Source organism: Oceanomicrobium pacificus (assembly GCF_009833495.1).
Taxonomy (GTDB): domain Bacteria; phylum Pseudomonadota; class Alphaproteobacteria; order Rhodobacterales; family Rhodobacteraceae; genus Oceanomicrobium; species Oceanomicrobium pacificus.
On record NZ_WUWG01000001.1, the window covers coordinates 28,658 to 52,316 of the forward strand.

At 65.5% G+C, this 23,659-nt stretch carries 25 protein-coding genes and 2 tRNA genes; 11 read left to right on the forward strand and 16 right to left on the reverse strand.

The genetic code is table 11. The annotated features are described in order from the left end of the window. Positions 1–80: 80 nt before the first annotated feature. On the forward strand, positions 81–824 hold the full coding sequence (locus GSH16_RS00140) for a Bax inhibitor-1/YccA family protein (protein ID WP_160850837.1): 744 nt from the start codon (positions 81–83) through the stop codon (positions 822–824). 153 nt (positions 825–977) lie between these two features. On the opposite strand, the gene rpmG is transcribed toward GSH16_RS00140, so the two are convergent. From rpmG to GSH16_RS00155, 3 genes are all read right to left on the reverse strand, one after another. Next, the gene (gene rpmG, locus GSH16_RS00145) at positions 978–1,145 is read right to left on the reverse strand and encodes a 50S ribosomal protein L33 (RefSeq protein WP_160850838.1); all 168 of its coding nucleotides are present in this window, start codon (positions 1,143–1,145) and stop codon (positions 978–980) included. 128 nt (positions 1,146–1,273) lie between these two features. Then, positions 1,274–1,948, reverse strand: a complete 675-nt coding sequence (locus GSH16_RS00150) for an NUDIX hydrolase (RefSeq protein WP_160850839.1) — start codon at positions 1,946–1,948, stop codon at positions 1,274–1,276. Between the two features lie 85 nt (positions 1,949–2,033). Next, a complete protein-coding gene (locus GSH16_RS00155; protein ID WP_328803118.1) occupies positions 2,034–2,444 on the reverse strand; it encodes a DUF983 domain-containing protein in 411 nt (136 codons plus the stop codon). Between the two features lie 149 nt (positions 2,445–2,593). Here GSH16_RS00155 and GSH16_RS00160 point away from each other — a divergent pair, with 149 nt between their 5' ends. The 4 genes from GSH16_RS00160 to GSH16_RS00175 all read left to right on the forward strand — a co-directional run bounded on the left by GSH16_RS00160 (position 2,594) and on the right by GSH16_RS00175 (position 4,707). After that, the gene (locus GSH16_RS00160) at positions 2,594–3,142 is read left to right on the forward strand and encodes an EF-hand domain-containing protein (RefSeq protein ID WP_160850840.1); all 549 of its coding nucleotides are present in this window, start codon (positions 2,594–2,596) and stop codon (positions 3,140–3,142) included. A gap of 87 nt (positions 3,143–3,229) precedes the next feature. Continuing rightward, positions 3,230–3,814, forward strand: a complete 585-nt coding sequence (locus GSH16_RS00165; protein WP_160850841.1) for an RNA polymerase sigma factor — start codon at positions 3,230–3,232, stop codon at positions 3,812–3,814. A 1-nt stretch (position 3,815) separates the two neighbouring features. Beyond that, the gene (locus GSH16_RS00170; RefSeq protein WP_160850842.1) at positions 3,816–4,193 is read left to right on the forward strand and encodes a hypothetical protein; all 378 of its coding nucleotides are present in this window, start codon (positions 3,816–3,818) and stop codon (positions 4,191–4,193) included. Between the two features lies 1 nt (position 4,194). Further along, positions 4,195–4,707 carry a periplasmic heavy metal sensor gene (locus GSH16_RS00175; RefSeq protein ID WP_160850843.1) on the forward strand — a complete coding sequence of 171 codons (513 nt, stop codon included), beginning with the start codon at positions 4,195–4,197 and terminating at the stop codon, positions 4,705–4,707. A 144-nt stretch (positions 4,708–4,851) separates the two neighbouring features. Here GSH16_RS00175 and GSH16_RS00180 read toward each other — a convergent pair whose 3' ends face one another. Continuing rightward, on the reverse strand, positions 4,852–6,240 hold the full coding sequence (locus tag GSH16_RS00180; RefSeq protein WP_160850844.1) for a PleD family two-component system response regulator: 1,389 nt from the start codon (positions 6,238–6,240) through the stop codon (positions 4,852–4,854). A gap of 138 nt (positions 6,241–6,378) precedes the next feature. Between GSH16_RS00180 and GSH16_RS00185 the strand changes: the two genes are divergently transcribed. Continuing rightward, positions 6,379–6,657: a DUF3572 domain-containing protein gene (locus GSH16_RS00185; protein ID WP_160850845.1), complete on the forward strand. Its 279-nt coding sequence runs from the start codon at positions 6,379–6,381 to the stop codon at positions 6,655–6,657. After that, on the forward strand, positions 6,654–7,325 hold the full coding sequence (locus tag GSH16_RS00190; RefSeq protein WP_160850846.1) for a hypothetical protein: 672 nt from the start codon (positions 6,654–6,656) through the stop codon (positions 7,323–7,325). Before GSH16_RS00185 ends, GSH16_RS00190 begins: the two co-directional genes overlap by 4 nt. Before the next feature lie 6 nt (positions 7,326–7,331). On the opposite strand, the gene GSH16_RS00195 is transcribed toward GSH16_RS00190, so the two are convergent. From GSH16_RS00195 to GSH16_RS00205, 3 genes are all read right to left on the reverse strand, one after another. Continuing rightward, positions 7,332–7,970 carry a hypothetical protein gene (locus GSH16_RS00195; protein WP_160850847.1) on the reverse strand — a complete coding sequence of 213 codons (639 nt, stop codon included), beginning with the start codon at positions 7,968–7,970 and terminating at the stop codon, positions 7,332–7,334. Positions 7,971–7,998: 28 nt separating this feature from the next. After that, positions 7,999–8,430, reverse strand: a complete 432-nt coding sequence (locus GSH16_RS00200; RefSeq protein WP_160850848.1) for an SRPBCC family protein — start codon at positions 8,428–8,430, stop codon at positions 7,999–8,001. 63 nt (positions 8,431–8,493) lie between these two features. Further along, positions 8,494–8,937, reverse strand: coding sequence for an acyl-CoA thioesterase (locus tag GSH16_RS00205; RefSeq protein ID WP_160850849.1), 444 nt, complete (start codon positions 8,935–8,937; stop codon positions 8,494–8,496). A gap of 58 nt (positions 8,938–8,995) precedes the next feature. On the opposite strand from GSH16_RS00205, the gene GSH16_RS00210 reads away from it, so the two are divergent. After that, positions 8,996–9,694: an HAD family hydrolase gene (locus GSH16_RS00210; RefSeq protein ID WP_160850850.1), complete on the forward strand. Its 699-nt coding sequence runs from the start codon at positions 8,996–8,998 to the stop codon at positions 9,692–9,694. Between the two features lie 56 nt (positions 9,695–9,750). Here GSH16_RS00210 and GSH16_RS00215 read toward each other — a convergent pair. Beyond that, positions 9,751–9,825: transfer RNA gene (locus GSH16_RS00215), tRNA-Gly, on the reverse strand. Between the two features lie 85 nt (positions 9,826–9,910). Continuing rightward, the gene (locus tag GSH16_RS00220; protein ID WP_407941041.1) at positions 9,911–11,104 is read right to left on the reverse strand and encodes an alpha-D-ribose 1-methylphosphonate 5-triphosphate diphosphatase; all 1,194 of its coding nucleotides are present in this window, start codon (positions 11,102–11,104) and stop codon (positions 9,911–9,913) included. Here GSH16_RS00220 and GSH16_RS00225 point away from each other — a divergent pair. Next, positions 11,103–11,837, forward strand: coding sequence for a DUF1045 domain-containing protein (locus GSH16_RS00225; RefSeq protein ID WP_160850851.1), 735 nt, complete (start codon positions 11,103–11,105; stop codon positions 11,835–11,837). The genes GSH16_RS00220 and GSH16_RS00225 overlap by 2 nt on opposite strands. Positions 11,838–11,901: 64 nt before the next feature. Here GSH16_RS00225 and GSH16_RS00230 read toward each other — a convergent pair. From GSH16_RS00230 to GSH16_RS00240, 3 genes are all read right to left on the reverse strand, one after another. Then, positions 11,902–11,976: transfer RNA gene (locus GSH16_RS00230), tRNA-Gly, on the reverse strand. Between the two features lie 78 nt (positions 11,977–12,054). After that, entirely contained in the window at positions 12,055–12,909 is an 855-nt protein-coding gene (locus GSH16_RS00235; RefSeq protein ID WP_160850852.1) for an NmrA family NAD(P)-binding protein, read from the reverse strand. A gap of 5 nt (positions 12,910–12,914) precedes the next feature. Then, positions 12,915–16,355, reverse strand: coding sequence for a pyruvate carboxylase (locus tag GSH16_RS00240; protein WP_160850853.1), 3,441 nt, complete (start codon positions 16,353–16,355; stop codon positions 12,915–12,917). Between the two features lie 130 nt (positions 16,356–16,485). Between GSH16_RS00240 and GSH16_RS00245 the strand changes: the two genes are divergently transcribed. Further along, complete coding sequence (locus tag GSH16_RS00245; RefSeq protein WP_160850854.1) at positions 16,486–17,601, forward strand: CaiB/BaiF CoA transferase family protein; 1,116 nt, start codon at positions 16,486–16,488, stop codon at positions 17,599–17,601. On the opposite strand, the gene GSH16_RS00250 is transcribed toward GSH16_RS00245, so the two are convergent. Together GSH16_RS00250 and GSH16_RS00255 are read right to left on the reverse strand one after the other, a co-directional pair. Beyond that, complete coding sequence (locus GSH16_RS00250) at positions 17,598–19,517, reverse strand: monovalent cation:proton antiporter-2 (CPA2) family protein (RefSeq protein ID WP_160850855.1); 1,920 nt, start codon at positions 19,515–19,517, stop codon at positions 17,598–17,600. The genes GSH16_RS00245 and GSH16_RS00250 overlap by 4 nt on opposite strands. A gap of 1 nt (position 19,518) precedes the next feature. Next, entirely contained in the window at positions 19,519–20,136 is a 618-nt protein-coding gene (locus GSH16_RS00255; protein WP_160850856.1) for an NAD(P)H-dependent oxidoreductase, read from the reverse strand. Positions 20,137–20,304: 168 nt separating this feature from the next. Between GSH16_RS00255 and GSH16_RS00260 the strand changes: the two genes are divergently transcribed. Continuing rightward, positions 20,305–22,671, forward strand: coding sequence for an ATP-dependent helicase (locus GSH16_RS00260; protein WP_160850857.1), 2,367 nt, complete (start codon positions 20,305–20,307; stop codon positions 22,669–22,671). A gap of 118 nt (positions 22,672–22,789) precedes the next feature. Here GSH16_RS00260 and GSH16_RS00265 read toward each other — a convergent pair whose 3' ends face one another. Both GSH16_RS00265 and GSH16_RS00270 read right to left on the reverse strand, forming a co-directional pair. Further along, on the reverse strand, positions 22,790–23,014 hold the full coding sequence (locus GSH16_RS00265; protein ID WP_160850858.1) for a DUF1127 domain-containing protein: 225 nt from the start codon (positions 23,012–23,014) through the stop codon (positions 22,790–22,792). A gap of 306 nt (positions 23,015–23,320) precedes the next feature. Further along, positions 23,321–23,533: a DUF1127 domain-containing protein gene (locus GSH16_RS00270; protein WP_160850859.1), complete on the reverse strand. Its 213-nt coding sequence runs from the start codon at positions 23,531–23,533 to the stop codon at positions 23,321–23,323. Positions 23,534–23,659: the final 126 nt, after the last annotated feature.

Here is a 23,659-nt window from a genome sequence, read left to right on the forward strand (position 1 = left end):
CAAGGCGCTCCGCACCGATATTTATGCCGAACCAGATCGCTTGGCGTGATCTGGTCAACTGAATTCATTGGAGGGTCCTGATGGCCGAATTCGACACTGTCCGCCGCACATCCGCCGGCGCACAAACCGCAGCGATCGATGAGGGGCTGCGGGCACATATGAACAAGGTCTATGGCCTGATGTCGGTTGCGATGATCGTGACCGGTATCGTGGCTTGGCTGGTTGGCAGCAATGACGCGCTCCTGTCGCTGTTCCGCGATCCGGTGACGCTGCAGCCGAACATTCTCGGCTGGGTGATCATGTTCGCGCCGCTCGGCATGGTGTTCTTCATGGGCTCCGCCGTGAACCGCATGAGCCCGTCGGGCGCACAGCTCTTCTTCTACGGCTTCGCCGCCGTGATGGGCCTGTCGCTCAGCTGGATCTTCGCGGCCTTCACCGGCTACTCGATCGCCCAGACCTTCTTCATCACCGCAATCGCTTTCGCGGGGCTGAGCCTCTATGGCTACACCACGAAGAAGAACCTGTCTGGCTGGGGCAGCTTCCTGATCATGGGCGTGATCGGCCTGATCGTCGCCTCGATCGTGAACATCTTCCTCGCCTCGCCGGCGCTGATGTTCGCCATTTCCGCGATCGGCGTGCTGATCTTCGCCGCCCTGACGGCCTATGACACGCAGAAGATCAAGAACGACTATCTTCAGGTCCGTACCCAGCCGGGTGGCGAGGCGATGGCAGAGAAGCTGGCGATCTTCGGTGCGCTCAGCCTCTACCTCGACTTCATCAACCTGTTCATGTTCCTGCTGAGCTTCCTAGGCAACCGCGAATAAGACAGGCTTGATTGCCGAGACATACGGGCCGGTCCCTTCGGGGGCCGGCCTTTTTCGTGGGCAACTGACGGCAGCCGCGACGCCCGCAACGGCCAAAAGAAAAGGGGCCGCCCGATGGGCAGCCCCTGTTCCGTCAGAACAACAGGATCAAGCTTACTTGATCTTGCCTTCTTTATATTCCACGTGCTTCCGCGCCACCGGGTCGTATTTCCGCACGACCATTTTCTCGGTCATGGTGCGGGAATTCTTCTTGGTGACGTAGAAATGGCCGGTGTCCGCCGTGGAATTCAGGCGGATCTTGATCGTCGGGCCCTTCGCCATGTGTCCATCTCCTTGCGGCATGCCGCTTGAACGGTCTGGCCGATCCGAACGACCAAACATTGAAATCAGAAATGGCCTTCTACACGCGCTGCCGGTGGTGTCAAGCGAAAGCCGCGCGCGCCGCCCCGTCAGAGAAGCGAGAAATGCGACCGGTGCGCATCATGGTGGAAATAGGGTACCGGCCGGTCCGGACGGCTGTCTGCGAGCCGCGCCTCCAACTCCGACAGGACCACTTCGGTGATGAACGGCAGTTCGAGGTCGCGCGCTGCCTGAAGGTCGATCCAGTGCAGGTGCGACAGTTCCGCATCCGCCCCTGAAAAATCGTCCGGATCGCTGGCCAGAGCCTCGGCCCGAGCGACGAAAAAACGTGCATCGAACCGGCGCGGGCGGCCCGGCGGTGTGACTGCCCGGAAGATGAAGCTGAGCGCGCCGAGGGCCGGCGCGAACCCGTCGCGGCAGAAGCCCTGCCATGCGTCGGGCACAGGTCCGGGGCGCGGGTCGGAAGGCATGGCGAGCCGCAGGCCGGTTTCCTCCCACAGTTCGCGCACGGCGGCGAGCGCAAGCGGTGTGGCGAGGTAGGGCGGGGCCTCCGCCCCGAGCCGCGCGGCCAGAGGTGCGGGCATGGATACGGCCGGTGCGAAATCGCGGTCTGCTTGATCTAGCGCGCCGCCGGGGAACACGAACTTGTTCGGCATGAAGGCCGCCTTGGCGCCGCGCTGGCCCATCAAGACCCGTGTATTGGCCCCCTCGCCGCGCAGCAGGATAAGGGTCGAGGCGTCACGAATCGCGGGCGCAATGGTCATCGGCTGGGCACCTCGGCAAAAGAATTGGCGGTCGGAAGCGGACTATGGCGCGACCCGGCCGGCCCTGTCCAGCGGTCGCAAACGCTCAGCGCTGGCCAGCTGCCTCGGTCCCGAACCCGTGCAGCCGCTTGGCCCATTGCAGCGCCACGAAGAGCCCCTTGATGCGCGGCAGAAGGTAGAGCGAGAGCATCACGAAAGCCGCGGAGAAGCCAAACGCCATGACCCAGGCGGCGGGCCGGAATGTCTCGAAGACAAAGAGCAGCATCGGCGCCATCAGATGGCCGGTGATCATGATCGTGGCCCAAGCCGGGCCGTCATCGGCGCGCTGATGGTGCAATTCCTCGCCGCATACGGCACAGACGTCGCGCACTTTCAGATAGCCGTCGAGCATCGGCCCGCTGCCACAGGCGGGGCATTTGCGCTTCCAGCCGCGCAGAAGCGCGGGTTTCACAGGCCGCTCGGGAGCGGCGGGATCATATGTCTGGCTGTTGCTCACCGGCGCAAAATAATCCCCCCGGCGGGAATTGAAACAGGACGCTCTGTCCTTGCGGCGGGATGTCGCGATTTCCAGCGACGGAATCGGCGCGCCCGCCCGTTTGACAGGTCAGGAGCGGCCAGAGGGGCCGCCCGATCATAGGAGCAGACATGACACGCAAGATTACCGGATTTGCCCTGCTGGGCGCCGCCGTCCTGATGGCCGCCGTAACCAGCAACCCCGTGGAAGCCCGCGACGGGCGCGGCCATCACCGTGGCGGGATGGACTTCTCGACCCTCGACACCGATGGCGACGGGTTCGTGACCGAGGCCGAGATCGCTGCCGCCCATGCGGCGCGCTTTGCCGAGGCGGACACGAACGGCGACGGGGCGATTGACGCGGACGAGCTGAAAGCCGCAATGGACGCCCGCCATGCCGAGCGCGAGGCCCGTCGCGCGGAAGGCGCCGATGCTCGGCTGCAGAAGATGATCGAGCGGCTCGACACGGACGGCAATGGCACGCTGTCGGCCGAGGAAATGCAGCCCCGCGGCACCGGACGGATGTTCGAACGGCTCGACACGGATGGCGACGGCAAGATCAGCCAGGCCGAACTGGAGGCCGCGAAGGACAAGATGAAGGAGCGCCGCGGCAAGGGCAAAGGCAAGCGGGGCGATGGGCCGCGCGGTGACGGTGCCTCGGACGGCGCCGACAGCAACTGACCCTTGAACCGGTCCCTGCACCGGTGAAAATGGCAGCGGCGCCCGGATTCCGGATGCCGCTGCCGATGTGAGGAACCGGACCCGGACATGCCCATGGCATTCGACGACGGATCGACAGACGAGGATGCGGCGCTGCTTGTCCGCTATGCCTCGGGGGACCATGAGGCCGCGCGACTGCTCCTCGCGCGGCTGACGCCCATGCTCCTGTCGCTGGCCCAGCGCATGCTGGGCGACCGGGCGGAGGCGGAGGATGTGGTTCAGGAGGCGATGCTGAAACTCTGGCGGCAGGCGCCGGACTGGCAGCCCGGCCGCGCGCGCGTGTCCACATGGGCCTACCGGGTGGCGGCGAACCTTTGCACCGACCGGCTGCGCCGCCGCCTCGGCCAGCCGCTCGACGGCATAGCCGAACCGGAAGACGACCGCCCCTCGGTCGAGGCGCAGCTGATGGGCGCGGACCGGCAGACCGCGTTGCAAGTCGCACTGGATGGCCTGCCGGAGCGCCAGCGGCTTGCCATCGTGCTGCGGCATATCGAGGGCCGGAGCAATCCGGAGATTGCGACGGTGCTCGATGTGAGCGTCGAAGCGGTGGAAAGCCTGCTCGCACGCGGGCGGCGCGGACTGGCATCGGCGCTTGTCCACCAGCGCGGCGCATTGGGATTGACGGAGGACTGACATGGACAGGAAAGACATGCTCTCGGATGCGGAACTGGACGCGCTTCTGCACGCGGCCAGCCAGGACCGACCCGAACCCGGTCCCGACCTGATGGCCCGGCTCGTCGCCGATGCGACGGACGCCATGCCGGACCGCCCCGTCGCGGCGGCCCCGCGCCGGGCAAACGGGCGATCCTCGGCCTTTGCCGGATTTGCCGCTTTCATCGGCGGCTGGCGCGGTGCCGCGGCCCTGACCGCCTGTGCTGTGGCGGGCCTCTGGATCGGTTTCACCGATCCCGCCGCCTTCGATACGTACAACCTGCTCCAGACCGAGGAGGAGGGGCTTGGCCTCGGCCTCGTCAGCGTGAGCGGGCTCGAACTTCTCGCGGAAGGAAGCTGACATGGTCGCTCAAGCCACCGAAACCCCGCCCCCGCCCGGCAATCCGCGCTGGCCGCTCTGGCTGAAACTAACGCTTCTGGGGTCGCTCTGCCTCAACATGGTCCTGATCGGCCTGCTGGCCGGCTTTGCACTGCGCGGACCGATGCAGCGCAATGCAGCCATTCCGCCGGCGGCCGACACGCTGCGGCTGGTGGTGAGCGCAATGCCGGCGGATGCGCGCGGCGCATTGCGCCGGACGATCCGGCGCGATCTGCCGGACATGCGCCGTGCGCGCGGCGGCGACCCGCGGGACGCGCTTGTCACGGTCCTGACGGCCGACCCGTTCGACCCTGCAGCCATGGCCGCATTGTTCGACGGCCAGCGTGCCCGGGCCGAGTCGGCCACGGCGGCGCTGCACGGCGCCCTGGCCACCCGCATCGCAGAACTGAGCCCTGAGGAGCGAGCGGCGATGGCCGAGCGGATCGCCAATGCCCCGCGTCGCGGGCCGGGCGGCCGGGACGGCAAGAAGGACTAGGCGCGGAATTCAAAGGTGGAACCCCCGCGCGAGAAACGGTCCCGCCAGCACCGACTGATGGGCGCGCGGAGCACTGTTTTTAGTCTGTCAGACCCGGTCGTGGCCGGCATGTGCCGCGATACCGGCCGGACGGCTTGCCACGGGTCAGGCAGCGGCATCCGCCAGCGTGATGCGGTTCCGCCCCTCATGTTTGGAGGCATAGAGCGCCGCATCCGCACGTGAGATCAACGCTTCCGAACACTCGGTGCTGCGCGGTGTCAGGAACGCCATGCCGATGCTGACTGTGACGCGAATGCGCTGCCCGCCGGGCAGGTGGAACGGCGCCTCCTCCACCACAGCGCGGATCCGCTCGGCGGCCTGGGTTGCGTCTGGCTCGGAAATATCCGGCAGCACGAGCAGAAACTCCTCTCCCCCCAGACGGGCGACAAGATCGACGCCGCGCACATTTTCCTGCAGGCGGCCGGCAAATTCCTTCAACACAGCGTCGCCACCGGCATGGCCGTGACGGTCGTTGACCTGCTTGAACCGGTCCAGATCGAGCATCATCACCGCGAGCATCTGGCCTTTCTGCCGCGTGGCGGCGGCCATGGCGTCCAGATGTTCGGTCGCGTAGCGGCGGTTGTGCAGCCCGGTGAGCGGGTCGACCACAGCCAGCCGCAGCCCGTCCTGCAGGTTCATCCGCAACTGGTCGGAATAGAGCTTGCGGCGCAATTGCGACCGGCAGCGCGCCACCAGTTCGGCGGGAACAAGCGGGCGGCTCACAGTGTCGGACACACCAAGTTCCAGACCGAGCGTCGCGCGCGCCCGCTCGGCCGGATCGATGATGAGCAGGATCCCCGCCCCGCGCGTCGTCGGCCCGCCCTTCAGGGCGGAGACGAGCTTCAGCCCGTCCGACCCGTCCGCGAGTCGGTTGGAGACAATGCACAAGTCCGGCACGTCAGCGCGGGCAGCATGGATGGCGGACTTGTCGCCCGCCTCGACCGCCACGGCACAGCCGAGCGCCTCCACCAGCGCCGCCCTCAGATCCTGCCCCTCGGCCTGCGAACCCGGGGCGATCAGGACCTTGGCGCTCGACAGTTTCGCGTGCGCGGCCGACCAGGCCTGGTCCGACAGGCCGAGGTCGCGCGCGGTGGAGGCGCGCATCCGCAACTCGTCGACCATCATCTTCATCCGGGTGAGGCTGCGGACACGGGCAAAAAGCGCCGTATCGTCGATGGGTTTACCAAGGAAATCATCCGCCCCGGCGCGCAACCCTTCGAGCCGTTCGGACGGATTGTCGGACGCCGTGACCATGACAACGGGGATATGCGCGAGATCCGGATCGGCTTTCAACTGGCGGCAGACGTCGAAACCGCTCAGATCATCCATGAACACATCGAGCAGGATCAGGTCCGGCGGGCGCTGGCGGATCAGGTCGAGCGCCTGACGGCCGCCGGAGGCGGTCTCCACCTCATAATAATGTTTCGCCAGCATCGCGGCCAAAACGCTGCGATTGGACGAGACATCATCGACGACCAGAATGCGCCCGGACATGCAAGCTCCACCACTCAACCGCGCGTCAGGCTCTCCGAAAAAGGTTAACGGATTGCTAGCGAACAGGCCGAAAGCGGCTCTTGAACCGGCCACACGCAACAGGCATTGAGAAGGGGAACGACGCGAAGGGACAGAGCGGTGAAACAACGGAATGCGGAGCTCATCGCAGTGCAGGCGCTCCTCTGGATGGCCGGGGAGCCGGAGATGATGGCAGGCTTTCTGGGGGCCAGCGGCGCCAGTGCGACGGACCTGCGTGGCCGCGCGCAAGATCCTGAATTTCTGGGATTTCTCCTCGATTACCTGTTGATGGATGACCGCGCGGTCGAACAGTTCTGCCAGACAATCGACCTGCCGCCCGACCAGTTGGCGCAGGTGCGCGCGGCGCTGCCCGGCGGCGAGGCGGTGCACTGGACATGAGCCTCGACGACAGCGCCATCCACCCGGCCACGGCTGCGCAGCTTGAACGGCTCGACCTCGACCCCGACCGGCCGCTCGTCATCGTGGATGCGGATGAGGTGCTCCTGCGCTTCGCCCTGCCCTTCCGGGCCTTTCTGGAGGCGCGCGGCTACCGGCTGCACCTGACCGAATACAGCCTGACCTATGCGATCCGGCTCGACGCCTGCGGCTCGGTCGTCGGGGAAGCGGAAAACCGGTCGCTGGTCGAGACTTTCATCGCCGGAGAAACGCGGCACCAGCCGCCCGTCACAGGGGCCGCCGATGCGCTGCGGCATATCGCGCGATCGGCGCAGGTCACCGTGCTCAGCAATGTGCCGCACACGCATCGCGGCGACCGGCTGGCCAATCTGGCCGATCACGGAATGGACTATCCGCTGGTGACCAACAGTGCCGGCAAGGGGCCGGCGCTTGCCGCGCTGGCAGCGCGGATGCGCGCACCGATGGCCTTTGTCGATGACAGCCCGGCGCAGATCCTGAGCGCCCGCGCCCATGCGCCTGCCATCCGCCGCGTCCATTTCGCCGGTTGCGAGATCGTGGCTGCCATCCTGCCGGATATGCCCGAAGCGCATTTCCAGAGCCGCAGTTGGGACACGGTGATCGATGACTTGGAACAGAACTTTCTGACCTGACCTGTCTCAGGCAGAGCAGAGCGGCGGAAATCCTTCATAGGCCACGTCATGACGGCCACCGTGATTGTCCATGCCCGGCCGCGTCAGGCAGCCCTTCGGCGCGATGAAACTGTCGATCCGGCGTTTCGGGCGTTCGTGCCATCCGATGTTGAAAGCGGCCATGCGCGGGAAGAACTGGAGCGTGGAATAGGGCAGATGGTCGTGGATCCACCAGGCCAGCCCGCGCCAGTCCGCTCCGTCCGCATAGCGGTCGGCAAACCAGGGGATCATGATCGAGGCGGTCGCACCGCTCAGCCCGTCCGCATCCCGCCGGTCCCAGATATGGCCAGCGTAATTGGCCTCGTTCACGGCACAGCTGTAGCCTGCGTGGCCCGCCCGCTGCTGGGCGTTGCAAAAGCCGTTGACCTCCGGCGAGCGATAGGCGGACCGGATCACGATCCGCCCGAAACTCGCCTGCAACGGTTCGAGCAATTCGGAACAGAGCGCCCGCCCGACCGTGATCGCCAGATCCGGATCATCGGGAATGTTCGGGATGCCGTGGAAATTCGCGACCTCGCTGTGCAGGAACTCGCGCATGATGAAATTTTGCGACAGGCGCACACGGCCGAGCCGGTCGAGCGCGGCCACGCTTGCAGGTTTCCTCATCCAGCCTCCCCCGCGCCGCCGCGCGGCCTCACTGGCTTTCCGCGAAGCTTTTGAACGATTGCATCATCTTCTCTGTCTGCTTGCGGAACGCGCCCGGCATCAGAAAGGCCATGATCCGCATCATGCCCTTGCACCGGAACTCGGTGTCGATCTGCCAGCGGGTCCTGTCGCCAAGGGCTTCGAACCGGTTCTCGACGATGTTCCAGACCCCGTCGGCCTCATAGGTAGCCGCGAACCGGTCGGGCAGAGCGCGTTCGGTGATCGTCTCCACCATCTCGATCTCCCTCTTGCCCATCTGGTAGCGCAGGCGCGAGACCGCACCTTCCTGCCCGGGGCTGCCGGACACATGGTCGAAGCTGACCAGCCCGTCCTGCCATTTGGGCAGGTTCTCGGTTGAATCGAACAGCGCTATCACCGTGTCACGCGGCCGGTTTATGGTGCAGTCGCAGGAATAGTTCATGCCGCTCTCCATTGTTGACGCAGGGTCAACCATAAGCGGCGGCAGGCCCACCTTCCAAGTGTTTCAATCCGGCCAGTCCATGCGCAAAAGCCCCGTCAGCGCGTCGCGAAGCCTGTCCGGTAGCGGCACGGGGCGCCGGGTGTCCCTGTCCACATAGACATGCACGAACCGGGCATCGGCTGCGGCAGCATCCACGCTTTCGGCAAAGAGGCCCACGCGATAGACGACCGAGGACCGCCCCAGATGGGCAACCGCCAGACCGGCCTCCACCGGTGCGGGAAAGCCGAGCGGGGCGTGGAACCGGCAGCCCGTTTCCGCGACCAGCCCGATCACCGGACCGCCCGGCACGTCGAGCGCGCCCGACCGGGCCAGCCAGCCGTTTACCGCCGTGTCCACATATTCGTAGTAGGTCGCATTGTTCATGTGCGCGTAGACATCATTGTCGCGCCACCTTGTCGTCATCGTCTCGAAATGCACATAGTGGCCGCGGGTCGGGCTCTGTCGCATCGGCGGGTCCTTCCTTGGGAGCGGAATAGAAGGCTAGCAGGCCGGGAAAGGGACGCAAGTGACACGGAAATGCTCGGCCCTGCTCTTCGACAAGGACGGCACGCTCTTCGATTTTCAGGCGACATGGGGTGGCTGGTTCGCGGGCGTGCTGCGTGACCTGTCAGGCGGCGACAAGGCGCTGGAAGCCGATCTGGCCGCGGCCCTGTCCTTCGACCTGCAGGCGACGCGGTTCCAGCCCGACAGTCCGGCCATCGCGGGCACGCTGGAGGAGATCGTGACCCGTCTGATCGCGGCCGGCGCGCAGCAGGAGCGCGACGGATTGCGGGTCCTGCTGGAGACCAGTTCGGCGGATGTTGCCCCTGCCCCGGTCACCGCACTGGGGCCGTTGTTCGACCGTTTCGCGGCGGCGGGGCTGCCCTGCGGACTGGCAACCAACGACGCAGAAGCGCCGGCCCGCGCACAACTCGACGTGCTGGGGCTCCTGCCGGCCTTCACCTTCATCGCGGGCTATGACAGCGGCTTCGGCGCCAAACCCGAACCCGGCCAGTTGCTGGCTTTTGCCGATCTGATCGGCCATGCGCCGAACGGGATCGCAATGATCGGTGACAGTACCCATGATCTGGAAGCGGCCAGGGCTGCCGGGATGATCGCGGTGGGCGTGCTGACCGGACCGTCGCCGCGCGCGGAACTCGCGCCCCATGCCGATCTGCTCGTCGACAGTATCGCGGACCTGCCGGACTGGCTCGGCATCGCCTGAGCGTGACGGCGCCACGCGGCGGCGTTTCGCAATTGGTGATGTCTGGAAAGGTTCTCTGGAGCGGGCGATGAGATTCGAACTCACGACCCTAACCTTGGCAAGGTTATGCTCTACCCCTGAGCTACGCCCGCGTCCGAGAACGCCCGTTTGCTACATCAAGCGCCCGCCCCCCGCAAGAGCAAAAATCGGATGGGCTGCCGGATCACGGCCCGGACGTCAGGCGATCTGCACACCGCCGCGCCAGACAGTGCGGATGACCGGAAGCTCGCCCAGCAGGTGCACCCGTTGCAGGTCGGCAAGCGCGCCGTTCGCGATCCGCCCGCGATCTGCCAGCCGCGCGGCATCGGCGGGCGCAGCGGTGACGGTCGCGACGGCGCGGGGCAGATCATCCCAGAGCCGCGCAAGCCGGACCACCGAACCGACGAGCAGCGAGGGCACATAGTCCGACGACACGATGTCGAGAAGTCCGCGCTCAGCCAGATCACCGGCCGAGACATTGCCCGAATGCGAGCCGCCGCGGACCAGATTGGGCGCGCCCATGATGATCTGCTGACCGGCGTCGCGGCACGCCTCTGCCGCTTCCACCGTGGTCGGAAACTCGGCCAGCCGGATACCCTGACGCGCGGAATGGGCGACCTGCTCGGCCGTGGTATCGTCATGGCTCGCCAATGGCGCGCCGAGCCGGGCGGCCGCCGCCACGATTGCCTGCTCATGCGCGTCCCCCACCCGCGCGCGCAACTCGTGCTGGACCGCGATGTGCGCGACAAACTCGACCTCCGACATGGCGTATTTGCCGGTGTAATATTCCCGCAGCTTGTCGAGGTCGCGGAACTGCCGCTGGCCGGGCGTATGGTCCATCATGCTGACAAGGCCGACCCGGTCCTCCGGCCCGAACGCGTCGAACTCGGAGATGAGCGAATCCGAGCAGATCTCGGCCCGCAGGTGGATCAGGTGGCGCACCTTCAGCATTTTGGCCGCGCGCAGGTCGAGGATCTCGGTCGCCACGGCCCGCGCATATTCGCCGAAACCGGTGCTGGTGCCCGCCGCCGATCCGACGCGCAACGCGTCGAAGACGGTGGTGATCCCGCAACTGGCCAACTCGCCATCATGGGCAAGGATCGCGCTGCCATGGGGCATCTGCACGCCCGGGCGCGGCTCGATATGGCGCTCCAAATTGTCTGTATGCAGCTCCACGAACCCCGGCAGGAGCAGATCGCCTTCCAGGTCCGTCGCGCCGCTTGGCACCTGATCGCCTTCGGTGATATCGACGACCCTGCCGTCCGCCACATGGACGGCGCCGCGCATCACCCGGTCGGGCAGAATCAGCCGGGCATTGGCGAGGCACATTTCCAGCCCGACAGGTGTGTCACCGGCAGGGGCATCGATGGAATTATGGAGCAGGCGTGTCATGGCGGACTTCCGGCGGTTTGCAATCTATCATCTGCCCGATCAGGCGGCGCTGTCCAGCTTCGGGGCGCGGTGGCTGGGCTGGGATATCGACACGGGATCGGTGCCGTCGGCGTGGTGCGGTGCCGCCATGGAAACAGGCGGAAACGGGTCTGAAATCACTGTGCCGGACGCGGACCGCGCAGCGGTCGCGCATCTGACGGAGACACCACGGAAATACGGATTTCATGCCACCGTCAAGCCGCCATTCCGGTTGGCGGAAGGCGTCAGCGCCGATGCGCTGGCCAGCGCGGCGCGGGATTTGGCGTCTCAGACCCGGCCGGTCACGCTTCATGGCCTGACCATTGCGCGGCTGGGCCACTTCCTTGCACTGGTGCCGGACGGGCCGAGCGGCGCGCTCGAGGACATGGCCTTCAACTGGGTGAAGGCGCTTGACCGGTTCCGCGCGCCCCCGAGCGACAGCGAGCTGGACCGGCGGCGGGCAGCCGGGCTGTCGGCGCGACAGGAGGCGCTCCTGCAAGACTGGGGCTATCCGTTTGTCGGACCCGAATTCCGCTTCCACATGACCCTGACCGGACGGCTCGCCGATGCGGCGACCGAAAGGGCCGCGCGCGGCCTGATCGCCACCTGTCTGCCCGAAATACCGCGCCCGTATATAGTCGCGTCCCTCGCACTCGTGGGCGAGCGACCGGACGGGCGGTTCGAAACCATCGAACAGCTGCCTCTGACGGGCTGAACATCCTGAGCAGACAAGAAAAAAGGACCGGCACGCTGACGTGCGGTCCCTTCTTTGGATCCTCTGGAGCGGGCGATGAGATTCGAACTCACGACCCTAACCTTGGCAAGGTTATGCTCTACCCCTGAGCTACGCCCGCATCCGAGAATGGAGGCGGTTATACTGCGCCTGCGGACGGCTGCAAGCGCAAAATAGACCGGTAGCTGCGAAAATTTTCCTAGCGCCGCCAGAGGTCCAGATGATCGGCCAGATAGGTGTCGAGGCTGCGCGGTGCGCGGCCCAGAAGCCGGCCGAGCGTCGGATCGGGCGTCGCTGCCTGACCGAAGCGCAGGCCGACATGCAGGACGGTCTGAACGAGGATGGCCATGGCTGGTTTTCCGTCGCGGCGCAGGTGCAGCGCATAACCCGGAATGGAAGCCGGCACATAATCAACCGGTCTGCCCAACAGCGCCGAAAGCGTGGCGGCCGCATGATCGAAGCCCACGGCCTCCGCTCCGGTCAGCACATAGGCGCGGCCGACATGCGCCACCGGATCGGTGAGCGCGGCCAGCGCCACCTCGGCGACGTCGCGCAGATCGACAAAGGTCACGCGACCTTGCCCTGCCGGCACATAGATCCGGTCGTCCCGCAGGATATCATCGCGATAGGCATCACCGAAATTCTGGGCAAAGAAGCCGGGCCGCAGGATGGTGGCCGGCTTGCCGCCCAGCGCCTGTTCCACCTTGTGATGCGGCACCCAGCTTTTTCGGTCCGCACCGTCGACGGACAAAAAGACGATCTGCGCCACGCCCGCCGCATAGGCCCGGTCGCAGAAGGGCAGAAGGGTGGCGTCCATGTCGGCAATGGCCGGCGGCCGCAGAAGGAAGACCGACCGGATGCCCGCAAGGGCGGCATCCCATGTGGCGGGATCCGTGAAATCGAAGGCGACCGCGTCGCCGGGCACGTCATCGCGTGCCCGCGCCGGCGACCGGAGCGCCTGGCGGGCAAGGACACCGGCCCTGGCCATCACGTCCAGAAGCGCCTGCCCCATATTGCCGCCCGCACCAGTGATCAGGACCTCCGGCGCGGGCATGGGCGTTACTCCAGTTCGACGAGCAGGTCTTTCGCGTCAACCTGCGCGCCCGGCTGCACATGCACCTCCGCCACTGTGGCGTCACGGTCGGCATAGATGCCGGTTTCCATCTTCATCGCCTCGATGGTCAGAAGAAGGTCACCCTCCTTCACCGCCTGTCCGGCCTTGGCAGGCACGGTTGCGATGACACCGGGCATCGGGGCGCCGATATGGTTGGCATTCCCGGCCTCGGCCTTCGGCTTGACGACATTGGCGGCGGTCACGGTGCGGTTCGGCACGCGGATCGTCCGGGGCTGGCCGTTCAGTTCGAAGAAGACGCGCACCTGCCCTTCCTCGTTCGTCTCGCCCACCGCCTGCAGGCGGATTTCCAGCGTCTTGCCCGGATCGATCTCCAGCGAGATCTGCTGTCCCGGGACCATCCCGTAGAAAAAGACCGGCGTCGGCAGTGTCCGGACCGGGCCGTAATCGCGGTGCCGGCCCATATAGTCGAGGAAAACCTTGGGATACATGAGGTAGCCGCAAAGATCCTCGTCATCGACCTCGAAACCGCCCAGTTCCGCCGACAGGTCGGCCCGCACCTTTTCCAGATCAACCGGTTCCATATGGGCGCCCGGGCGGGTGACCATCGGCGTCTCGCCCTTCAGCACCTTGGACTGGATGCCATCGGGGAACCCGCCCGGCGGCTGGCCGAGATTGCCGCGCATCATGTCGACGACCGAATCGGGGAAAGCCACATCCGTGTCCGGGTCCTCCACCTGCGCGCGGGTCAGGTTCTGGCTGACCATCATCAGCGCCATGTCGCCCACGACCTTGGACGACGGTGTCACCTTCACGATGTCGCCGAACATCTGGTTGACCTCGGCATAGGTCTTGGCGACCTCGGGCCAGCGTTCCTCGAGCCCCAGGCTCCGCGCCTGCGCCTTGAGGTTGGTGAACTGGCCGCCCGGCATCTCGTGCAGATAGACCTCGGAGGCCGGCGCCGGCAAGCCGCTCTCGAAGGCGGCATATTGAGCGCGCACCCGCTCCCAATAGTCGGAAATATCGCGGATCGCCTCGATGTCGAGCCCGGTATCGCGGCCCGTGTGATGCAGCGCCTCCACGATCGAGCCGAGGCAGGGCTGAGAGGTGCCGCCCGAGAAAGCATCCATTGCCGCATCGACCGCATCCACGCCGGCCTGCGCGGCCGCAAGGATCGTGGCCGCGGAAATGCCGCTCGTGTCATGGGTGTGGAAATGGATCGGCAGGCCGATCTCTTCCTTGAGCGCCTTGACCAGCACCCGCGCCGCTTCGGGCTTCAGAAGCCCCGCCATGTCCTTCAGGCCGAGCACATGGGCGCCTGCATCGCGCAGGTCCTTACCCATGTCGACATAGTATTTCAGGTCATATTTGGCCCGATCCGGGTCCATGATGTCGCCGGTGTAGCAGATGGTACCCTCGCAGACCTTGCCGGCCTCGACCACCGCATCCATCGCGACGCGCATGTTCTCCACCCAGTTGAGGCTGTCGAAGACGCGGAACACATCCACGCCCGTCTCGGCCGCCTGGGCCACGAATTTCTGCACCACATTGTCGGGATAATTGGTGTAGCCGACGCCGTTCGACGCGCGCAGGAGCATCTGCGTCATCAGGTTCGGCATCCGCTTGCGCAGGTCGCGCAGACGCTGCCAGGGGCATTCCTGAAGGAACCGGTAGGCCACGTCGAAGGTCGCCCCGCCCCAGCATTCGACGGAGAAAAGCTCCGGCAGATTGTGGGCATAGGCCTCGGCTACGTTGATCATGTCGATCGACCGCATCCGGGTGGCCAGCAGGGACTGGTGCCCGTCACGCATGGTCGTATCGGTCAGGAGCAGGCGCTCCTGTTTCAGCATCCAGTCGGCCACGGCCTGCGGGCCCTCGGCCTCCAGCAGGTTGCGCGTGCCCGGCGCGGGTGCGGCATCGCGAAAGCCCACCAGATGCGGCGGCTTGAATTCACCCGGCAGCGGACGGTTCGCGGTCTCCGGATGACCGTTCACCGAAATGTCCGCAATGTAGGTCAGGATCTTCGTCGCCCGGTCACGGCGCTTCTTGAAGGTGAAGAGCTCCGGCGTCGTGTCGATGAATTTCGTGGTGTAGCTGTTGTCGAGAAAGGTCGGATGCTGCAGCAGGTTCTCGACAAAGGCGATGTTGGTGGACACGCCGCGGATGCGGAACTCGCGCAGCGACCGGTCCATGCGCGCAATCGCGGTCTCCGGCGTCGGACCCCAGGCCGTCACCTTGACCAGAAGACTGTCATAGAAGCGCGTGATGACCGCGCCGGAATAGGCGGTGCCGCCGTCAAGCCGGATGCCCATGCCATTGGCCGGACGATAGGCGGTGATGCGGCCATAGTCGGGAATGAAATTGTTCTGCGGATCCTCGGTCGTGACGCGGCACTGGAGCGCATGGCCGTTCAGGCGCACCTCCGACTGGTCGGCCTTGCCGGTGGCCTCGGCAATGGTCTTGCCCTCCGCCAGCAGGATCTGGGCACGAACAATATCGATGCCGGTCACTTCCTCCGTGACCGTATGCTCGACCTGGACCCGCGGGTTCACCTCGATGAAGTAGAACTCCCCGCTGTCCATATCCATCAGGAATTCGACGGTCCCCGCGCAGCGATAGCCGACATGGGCGCAGATCCGGCGGCCAAGCTCGCAAAGTTCCTCCCGCTGGGCCTGGCTCAGATAGGGCGCGGGCGCGCGCTCCACCACTTTCTGGTTGCGACGCTGGACCGAGCAGTCGCGCTCCCACAGGTGATACATGCCGCCATAATCGTCGCCGAGGATCTGCACCTCGACATGCCGCGCGCGCAGGACGAGCTTTTCCAGATAGCCTTCGCCGTTGCCGAAGGCGTTTTCAGCCTCGCGCCGGCCTTCGAGCACTTTCTCTTCCAGTTCGTCCTCGGACATGATCGGACGCATCCCGCGCCCGCCGCCGCCCCAGCTGGCCTTCAGCATGAACGGATAGCCCACCGCGTCTGCCATGCGGCGCACCTCGTCCATGTCGTCGGGCAGAACTTCGGTCGCGGGCACAACCGGCACACCGGCCTCGATGGCAACGCGCCGCGCGCTGGCCTTGTCACCCAGCATCCGCATCGTGTCGGCCTTCGGCCCGATGAAGGTGATGCCGTTCGCGGCACAGGCATCGACCAGTTCGGGATTTTCCGACAGGAGTCCGTAGCCCGGATGGATCGCATCCGCGCCGGACATGAGCGCCACGCGGATGATCTCGTCGATCGACAGGTAGGCAGCGACCGGGCCAAGCCCCTCGCCGATGCGATAGGCCTCATCCGCCTTGAACCGGTGGAGGCCGAGCTTGTCCTCCTCCGCATAGACGGCGACGGTCTTCTTCCCGAGTTCGTTGGCGGCGCGCATCACGCGGATGGCGATCTCGCCGCGGTTGGCAATAAGGATCTTCTTGAACTCAGGCATCGGGCAACCCCATTCTGTCGGCCAAAACGTTGCGGCATTCCTACTGGGTTGCAGTGCAACATACAATCAATTTGGAGCCGTTCATGTGGCATAAAACTGCGTGAATGCCCCTCAAGAACCGGTAAAGCGCATGGAAAAGCCCCTCGAAGGCCTTCTGGTTGTCAGCATCGAGCAGGCGGTGGCCGCGCCCTATTGCAGCCGGCAGTTGTCGAAGGCAGGGGCGCGGGTCATCAAGGTTGAGCGCCCGGAGGGCGATTTTGCGCGCACCTACGATGCGCATGTGCACGGGCAGAGCGCGTATTTCGTCTGGCTGAACGGCGGCAAGGAGAGCCTCTGCCTCGACCTGCGCGACCCGTCCGATGCCGCGCTCCTGCGCCGGATCGCGGGCCGGGCGGATGTGCTTTTGCAAAATCTCGCGCCCGGCGCGATGGACCGGCTGGGCCTGCCGATTGGCGATATGCGGCGCGTCAATCCGCAGCTCGTCACCTGTTCGATCAGCGGCTACGGGCAGGCGGGCCCACTGCGCGACCAGAAGGCCTATGACCTGCTGGTGCAGGCCGAAAGCGGTCTGTGCGCCATCACGGGCGGGCCGGAGGAACCGGCGCGTGTCGGCGTATCGGTCTGCGATATCGCCGCCGGCATGACCGCCTTCCAGCGCATCCTGCTGGCGCTCATCGGGCGGGACCGGAGCGGGCACGGGGCGGCGCTCGACGTATCGCTGTTCGAAAGCATGGCAGACTGGATGAATGTCCCCTACCTGCAGACCCGCTATGGCGGTGCCGCGCCGGGGCGGCCCGGGCTGCGCCATCCGACCATCGCGCCCTATGAAGCTTTTGCCTGTGCCGACGGGTTGCAACTTCTGATCTCGATCCAGAATGACCGGGAGTGGGTCCGCCTGTGCGAAAATCTGCTTGGCGACGACGCCCTCGCGGACGATCCGCGGTTCCGCCGGAATGCCGACCGCGTCGCCAACCGCGCCGCGTTGCACGCATTGCTCGCCGCGCGTTTTGCCCGCGACCCACGCGACCAGGTGATTGACGCACTGCAAGATGCCGGCATCGCCTTCGGGCGCCTGTCGGAGGTGGAGGAGTTGGCCACCCATCCGCAAATCCGCTTCAGCCCCGTCGATACCGGAAACGGTCTGGCGGACCTGATCGACCTGTCGGGCGGTGCGGGCGACCCGCCGCGCGTGCCGGCGCTCGGCCAGCATTCGGAGGCCATCCGCGCGGAATTCGCCGCCCCCTAATCGTCGGCGCGCGACCCTTTGGGCGGCGGGGTCCAGGGGCGTTCGGTCCGGTCTTTCAGATCCGTAACCTGCCCCATCATCGCCTGATCCATCCGCGCGTTGATCTCGCGCGCCTTCTCCATATAGGGCTTGTTCTCCAGCGGGCCGAGAAGCGGATCCCAGAGCCGCGCCAGTTCAGCAAGGTTCTTGCGGTCGAGCTTGAAATATTCCCGCGCCGCGCGCTCCGCCTCGAACGGATGATGGCCGAGCGCGACCATCGTGTAGCGGCCTGCCCGGATCGAACTGTCGAACGTTTCGCGCACGATATCCCGCGCGCCCGCCGCATAGAGCCGGTAGGTATGTTCGCGGTCATAGGCCCGTGCCACCACATGCACATGGGGAAACTCGCGGCGCACATATTCGACCAGCCGCACGGCCTTGTCATTGTCGTCCATCGCCACGACGATCGCCTTGGCGTCCTTGATCCCGGCGGCCAGCAGCAGGTCGGGCCGCGACGGGTCCCCGAAATAGCTCTCGATCCCGAACTTGCGCATCCCGTCGACCACCTCGTTGTGATAGTCGAGCACGACCGTCTTGTGGCCGTTGTTCATCAGCATCCGGTTGACGATCTGTCCGAACCGGCCGAGCCCCGCGATGATGACGGTGCCCTGCGTGTCGATATCGTCCATTTCCTGCTCTTCACCGCCCGCCCCGCGATTGGCGAGGAACCTCTCGTAGATGATGAAGAGCGCGGGCGTCAGCAGCATCGAGAGCGCCACAACGAGCAGGAGCCGTTCCTCCAGCCCCGTCGGCAGCACACCGCTCTGAACCGAGAAGGCCAGAAGCACGAAGCCGAATTCCCCGGCCTGCGCAAGGCCCAGCGTGAAGAGCCAGAAGGCACTGCCGCGAATGCGGAACACGAAGGCCAGCGCGGCCAGCACGCCGGCCTTCAGCGCGATCAGCCCCAGCGTCAGCCCGACGATCACGAAGAAATCGCCGAAAAGCACACCGAAATTGATGCCCGCCCCCACGGTGATGAAGAAGACACCGAGAAGCAGGCCCTTGAACGGCTCGATATCGGCTTCAAGCTCGTGGCGATATTCGCTGTTGGCCAGAACCACGCCGGCAAGGAAGGTGCCGAGCGCGGGCGACAGGCCCACGAGCGTCATCAGAAGTGCGGTGCCGATCACCAGAAGAAGTGCCGCAGCGGTGAAAATCTCGTGCTGCTTGGACGCCGCGATGAACCGGAAGACCGGACGGGTCAGGAAATGCCCGCCCACGGCCACCGCCGCCACGGCGGCCAGAATGACAAGCGGCCGCGCCCAGGGCGGCAGTTGCGAGATGAAGCCCGATGTCGGCGCGCCAGCCGCATCGGTGATCGCGGTCAGCGTGCCGTCCATGAAGGTCAACTCAAAACTCGACTGCGTCGCCAGAAGCGGGATGAAGGCCAGCATCGGGATGACGGCAATGTCCTGGAACAGAAGGACCGAGAAGCTCGCCCGCCCGCCGTCGGAACTTGCCAGCCCCTTCTCCCCCAGCGTCTGAAGCACGATCGCGGTCGACGAGAGCGCCAGCGTCAGCCCGACCGCGATGGCCATGTTGGTGCTCAGCCCGAAGACGATGCTCACCCCCGCGATCAGCACGGTCGTCAGCCCGACCTGCAAACCGCCCAGCCCCAGGAGCCGATGCCGCATGTCCCAAAGGTTGCGCGGCTCCAGTTCCAGCCCGACGAGGAAGAGCATCATCACCACGCCGAACTCGGCATAGTGCTGGATATTCTCGGTCTCATGGCTGGCGACGATCCCCAGAAGTGGCCCGATCACCACCCCCGCCGTCAGATAGCCCAGCACCGAGCCGAGGCCGAGCTTGCTCGCCAGCGGCACCGCGATGACCGCGGCGATCAGGAAAATGAAGGCCTGCAGCAGAAACGCGTCCATCTCAGGCCTCCGCCGCAGTTTTGACGAACGGGTTCAGCAGATCCGCCCGCGCCGCCGCCGACAGGTCGAGCCGGTCCTCGGTCAGCATCCGGAGCAGGCTCGTCCAACTGTCGATATGGGCCGGAATGCGCCCCTCCTCCCGCGCGCGGCGGGACGCGAAGAGCGCGAAGGGCGGCAGGTAGGTCATGCCGCACAGATGCGCCATCTGCTCCAGCGGGCGCAGGAGTTCGTGCAACTGATAGGCATTATAGCCGTGATCGTCATAGGCCGAGCGCGCACCGCCCGTGGTGGTGGCAGACAGGAAGATCTTGCCCTCCAGCGCCGTGCCGCCCGCGCCATAGGCAAACCCGTGCTCCAGCACCAGATCCTGCCACTCCTTCAGGATGGCCGGGGTCGAATACCAGTAGAGCGGATGCTGGAAGATCACCACGTCATGCTCGCGCAGCCGCGCCTGTTCGCGGTCAATGTCGAAATCGAGCGTGGGATATTCCGCGTAGAGGTCGACAACCGTGACACCGGGCACCCGCGCGGCAGCGCGCATCATCGGTCGGTTGACCTCGGATCGGCGCGGCGCAGGATGGGCAAAAAGGACCAAAACCGACCGTTTCGTGTCACTCACGTCGCACTTCCCCCTTCGGAAACCGGCGCCAGAATAGAACCAGCGGACGGGGGCTGTCGATAGGCCGGATGCGCGCGCGCCACGGGACGGCCTGCGGGCCGGATTCAGGGCAGAACATCCCGCGAACACCCCTTTCCCTTCCCCGCCTGACAGGATAGGCTCGCGCCCATGAGCGACCCGAGCGACATTTCCGCCCCGCAGCGCCTGTCGGACCAGGCCATCGCCGCCCGTCCGGCCCCCTATCTCGACGGGCTGAACCCCGACCAGCGCGCCGCCGTGGAAGCGCTCGACGGGCCTGTTCTGGTGCTTGCAGGCGCCGGCACCGGCAAAACCCGCGCGCTGACCACGCGGATCGCGCACCTTCTGAACACCGGGCGCGCGCAACCCAACGAAATCCTTGCCGTCACCTTCACCAACAAGGCGGCGCGCGAAATGAAGGACCGGGTCGGCCGCCAGATGGGTGGCATGATCGAGGGGATGCCATGGCTCGGCACCTTCCATTCGCTTTGCGTGAAGATCCTGCGCCGGCACGCCGAACTGGTGGGGCTCAAGTCGAATTTCACCATCCTCGACACGGATGACCAGCTTCGGCTCCTCAAGCAGCTCATCCAGGCGGAGAATATCGACGACAAGCGCTGGCCCGCGCGGATGCTCGCCGGCATCATCGACCAGTGGAAGAACCGCGGCTGGACGCCCGAACAGGTTCCGGCCTCGGATGCCGGGCTCTACAACCATCGCGGGACGGAAATCTACGCCGCCTATCAGGCCCGGCTGAAAGTGCTGAACGCGGTCGATTTCGGCGACCTGCTCCTGCATGTCGTCACCATCTTCCAGCGGCATGAGGATGTGCTGGCGCAATATCAGCGCTGGTTCCGCTACATCCTTGTCGACGAATATCAGGACACGAATGTCGCCCAGTATCTGTGGCTGCGGCTTCTGGCGGCGGGGCATCGCAACATCTGCTGCGTGGGCGATGACGACCAGTCCATCTATGGCTGGCGCGGGGCCGAGGTCGGCAACATCCTGAAATTCGAGAAGGATTTTCCAGGCGCGAAGATCATCCGGCTGGAACAGAATTACCGCTCCACCCCGCATATCCTTGCCGCCGCCTCGGGCGTGATCTCGGGCAATGAGGACCGGCTCGGCAAGACGCTCTGGACCGACCGGAACGAGGGGGAGAAAGTCCGCCTGATCGGCCATTGGGACGGTGAGGAAGAGGCCCGCTGGATCGGAGAGGAAGTGGAGGCCTGCCAACGCGGCACGCGTGGCCGCGATCCGTTTTCACTCAACGATATGGCGATACTCGTGCGCGCTTCCTTCCAGATGCGCGCCTTCGAGGACCGGTTCCTGACGATCGGCCTGCCCTATCGGGTGATCGGCGGGCCACGTTTCTACGAGCGGATGGAAATCCGCGATGCCATGGCCTATTTCCGCTGCGTCGTGTCGCCCGATGACGGGCTGGCCTTCGAGCGGATCGTGAACACGCCGAAAAGGGGCCTCGGCGACAAGGCGATGCAGACGCTGAACCGCACGGCTCGGGACAATGGCGTCTCGCTGATGGAGGGCGCGCGGATCGCGGTGGCCGATGCCTTGCTGCCGAAACGGGCCTGCACCACGCTCGGCACGCTCCTGCAGGATTTCGACCGCTGGCAAGCGCTGGCCGCCGATCCGGCCACAAGCCATATCGAACTGGCCGAACAGGTGCTCGACGAGTGCGGCTACACGGCCATGTGGCAGAACGACAAGACACCCGAAGCGCCGGGGCGGCTGGAAAACCTCAAGGAACTGGTCAAGGCGCTGGAGGAGTTCGAAAACCTGCAAGGGTTCCTCGAACATGTCGCGCTGATCATGGACAATGAGCAGGAGGACGCGATCGAGAAGGTCTCGATCATGACCCTGCACGCGGCCAAGGGGCTGGAATTTCCCTGCGTCTTCCTGCCGGGGTGGGAGGACGGGCTCTTCCCCTCGCAGCGCTCGATGGACGAGAACGGGTTGAAAGGGCTGGAGGAGGAGCGTCGGCTTGCCTATGTCGGCATCACCCGTGCGGAGGAACTCTGCACCATATCCTTTGCCGCCAACCGGCGTGTCTATGGCCAGTGGCAGAGCGCCCTGCCCTCACGCTTCATCGACGAACTGCCGCCGGACCATGTGGACGTGCTGACCCCGCCGGGCCTGCAAGGGTCCGGCCATCCGTCGGCGGCCGCAGGCATGGGCGATATTCCCGGCGTGATGCGCGGCTCGGATCTGCATGACAAGGCCGCGAGGGCCGACGCCTACAACTCGCCGGGCTGGAAACGGCTGCAGGAGCGGCGCAATGCGCGCGGCATGTCCCAGCCGGCCGAGGCCCGTAACATGATCATCGATGCCGAGGCGGTGCCGGCCTTCGGTCTGGGCGACCGCGTGTTCCATCAGAAATTCGGATATGGCGCCGTCACGGATGTGGAGGGCGACAAGCTCGAAGTCGCGTTCGAGAAAGCGGGCGTGAAACGGGTCCTGGCCAGTTTCGTCACCGGCGCGGACGATATTCCCTTCTGAGGCGCACACCGCGCCGGTCTGGCACGTGGCCGGACACAAAAAGGGCCCACCTTCGTCAGAAGGCGGGCCCTGAACCGCGCGTCCGGGGCGGCGCACCACCCGGGACGGGTTCGGGGTCTCAGACGTTTTCGCCGTAGGTGGCTTCCAGCGCGAGGCGCTTGAGGCCGGAGCGGCTCAGGCCGAGATCGGCCAGGTCGCGGTTGGTCAGGGCTTCCAGTTCCGCCAGCGTGCGGCGATAGGCGCGCCAGTTGCGGAAGGCCTCGGCGCGGGCGGCGAACCAGCCGTTCAGGCCGTCGAGGTTGGTGGAAGCAGCAGTGTTCGTGGTCGTCGATACGTAAGCCATGTCAGGTCTCCTAAGGTTGGACCCTGTTCGCGGGCCCCGTCATCAATCATGGGCGTTACATAGGCGGATTGACGTTCGCGGCAACCTACAGATGGGCAAGACTGACATGCAGAAAATGCATGTCTATCGAAAGGCCAAGTTTTTCAGGGCTTTTCAGACGTGCTGCGCTGCAAATTTATTTTTGCCCGCGAATTAAATTCGCGCCGCGCGGACCACGAGGCACAAAAAAGGCGCCGCAGGGGGAGGACCTGCGGCGCCACTCGCTTCACGGCGTAGGGAGGAGGAAACGCCGTAAATTGAATACCGTCAGACGAGACCGTGCGCCTTGCGTGCCACATATTTGAGGCTGCCGGCTTCGATGCCCATATCGGCCAGTTCACGCTGGCTGAGGTTGCGCAACTCGTTCAGGGTGGCGCGATAGGCCAGTTCCTGCGAGATCCGTGCGCGAACCGTGTCGAAGAAATGTCCGGCCCGGACGCTGGTGCCGGCGTATCCGGTGGTGCTGTCAGTCAAAGCCATTGTCTTTCTCCTTCATGTCGTTCCGTTCGTCTGTGCCTCCAATGTAGGCGTCTTCGCAGATGCAGCAATGACCATTACGTCAACTCCGTCATGCTAAAAACGCATAGCTTAGCGGTTAGATCTGTC

Bases quoted from the DNA above. Each gene is read 5' to 3' on its own strand.
- GSH16_RS00205 (WP_160850849.1), bottom strand. From the start codon at position 8,937: ATGCGACAGAGCCCGACCCGCGGCCACTATGTGCATTTCGAGACGATG.
- GSH16_RS00160 (WP_160850840.1), top strand. From the start codon at position 2,594: ATGACACGCAAGATTACCGGATTTGCCCTGCTGGGCGCCGCCGTCCTG.
- GSH16_RS00250 (WP_160850855.1), bottom strand. From the start codon at position 19,517: ATGGACGCGTTTCTGCTGCAGGCCTTCATTTTCCTGATCGCCGCGGTC.
- GSH16_RS00225 (WP_160850851.1), top strand. From the start codon at position 11,103: ATGGCGGACTTCCGGCGGTTTGCAATCTATCATCTGCCCGATCAGGCG.
- GSH16_RS00270 (WP_160850859.1), bottom strand. From the start codon at position 23,533: ATGGCTTTGACTGACAGCACCACCGGATACGCCGGCACCAGCGTCCGG.
- GSH16_RS00170 (WP_160850842.1), top strand. From the start codon at position 3,816: ATGGACAGGAAAGACATGCTCTCGGATGCGGAACTGGACGCGCTTCTG.
- GSH16_RS00195 (WP_160850847.1), bottom strand. From the start codon at position 7,970: ATGAGGAAACCTGCAAGCGTGGCCGCGCTCGACCGGCTCGGCCGTGTG.
- rpmG (WP_160850838.1), bottom strand. From the start codon at position 1,145: ATGGCGAAGGGCCCGACGATCAAGATCCGCCTGAATTCCACGGCGGAC.
- GSH16_RS00260 (WP_160850857.1), top strand. From the start codon at position 20,305: ATGAGCGACCCGAGCGACATTTCCGCCCCGCAGCGCCTGTCGGACCAG.
- GSH16_RS00175 (WP_160850843.1), top strand. From the start codon at position 4,195: ATGGTCGCTCAAGCCACCGAAACCCCGCCCCCGCCCGGCAATCCGCGC.
- GSH16_RS00265 (WP_160850858.1), bottom strand. From the start codon at position 23,014: ATGGCTTACGTATCGACGACCACGAACACTGCTGCTTCCACCAACCTC.
- GSH16_RS00180 (WP_160850844.1), bottom strand. From the start codon at position 6,240: ATGTCCGGGCGCATTCTGGTCGTCGATGATGTCTCGTCCAATCGCAGC.
- GSH16_RS00235 (WP_160850852.1), bottom strand. From the start codon at position 12,909: ATGCCCGCGCCGGAGGTCCTGATCACTGGTGCGGGCGGCAATATGGGG.
- GSH16_RS00140 (WP_160850837.1), top strand. From the start codon at position 81: ATGGCCGAATTCGACACTGTCCGCCGCACATCCGCCGGCGCACAAACC.
- GSH16_RS00200 (WP_160850848.1), bottom strand. From the start codon at position 8,430: ATGAACTATTCCTGCGACTGCACCATAAACCGGCCGCGTGACACGGTG.
- GSH16_RS00165 (WP_160850841.1), top strand. From the start codon at position 3,230: ATGCCCATGGCATTCGACGACGGATCGACAGACGAGGATGCGGCGCTG.
- GSH16_RS00190 (WP_160850846.1), top strand. From the start codon at position 6,654: ATGAGCCTCGACGACAGCGCCATCCACCCGGCCACGGCTGCGCAGCTT.
- GSH16_RS00240 (WP_160850853.1), bottom strand. From the start codon at position 16,355: ATGCCTGAGTTCAAGAAGATCCTTATTGCCAACCGCGGCGAGATCGCC.
- GSH16_RS00245 (WP_160850854.1), top strand. From the start codon at position 16,486: ATGGAAAAGCCCCTCGAAGGCCTTCTGGTTGTCAGCATCGAGCAGGCG.
- GSH16_RS00220 (WP_407941041.1), bottom strand. From the start codon at position 11,104: ATGACACGCCTGCTCCATAATTCCATCGATGCCCCTGCCGGTGACACA.
- GSH16_RS00150 (WP_160850839.1), bottom strand. From the start codon at position 1,948: ATGACCATTGCGCCCGCGATTCGTGACGCCTCGACCCTTATCCTGCTG.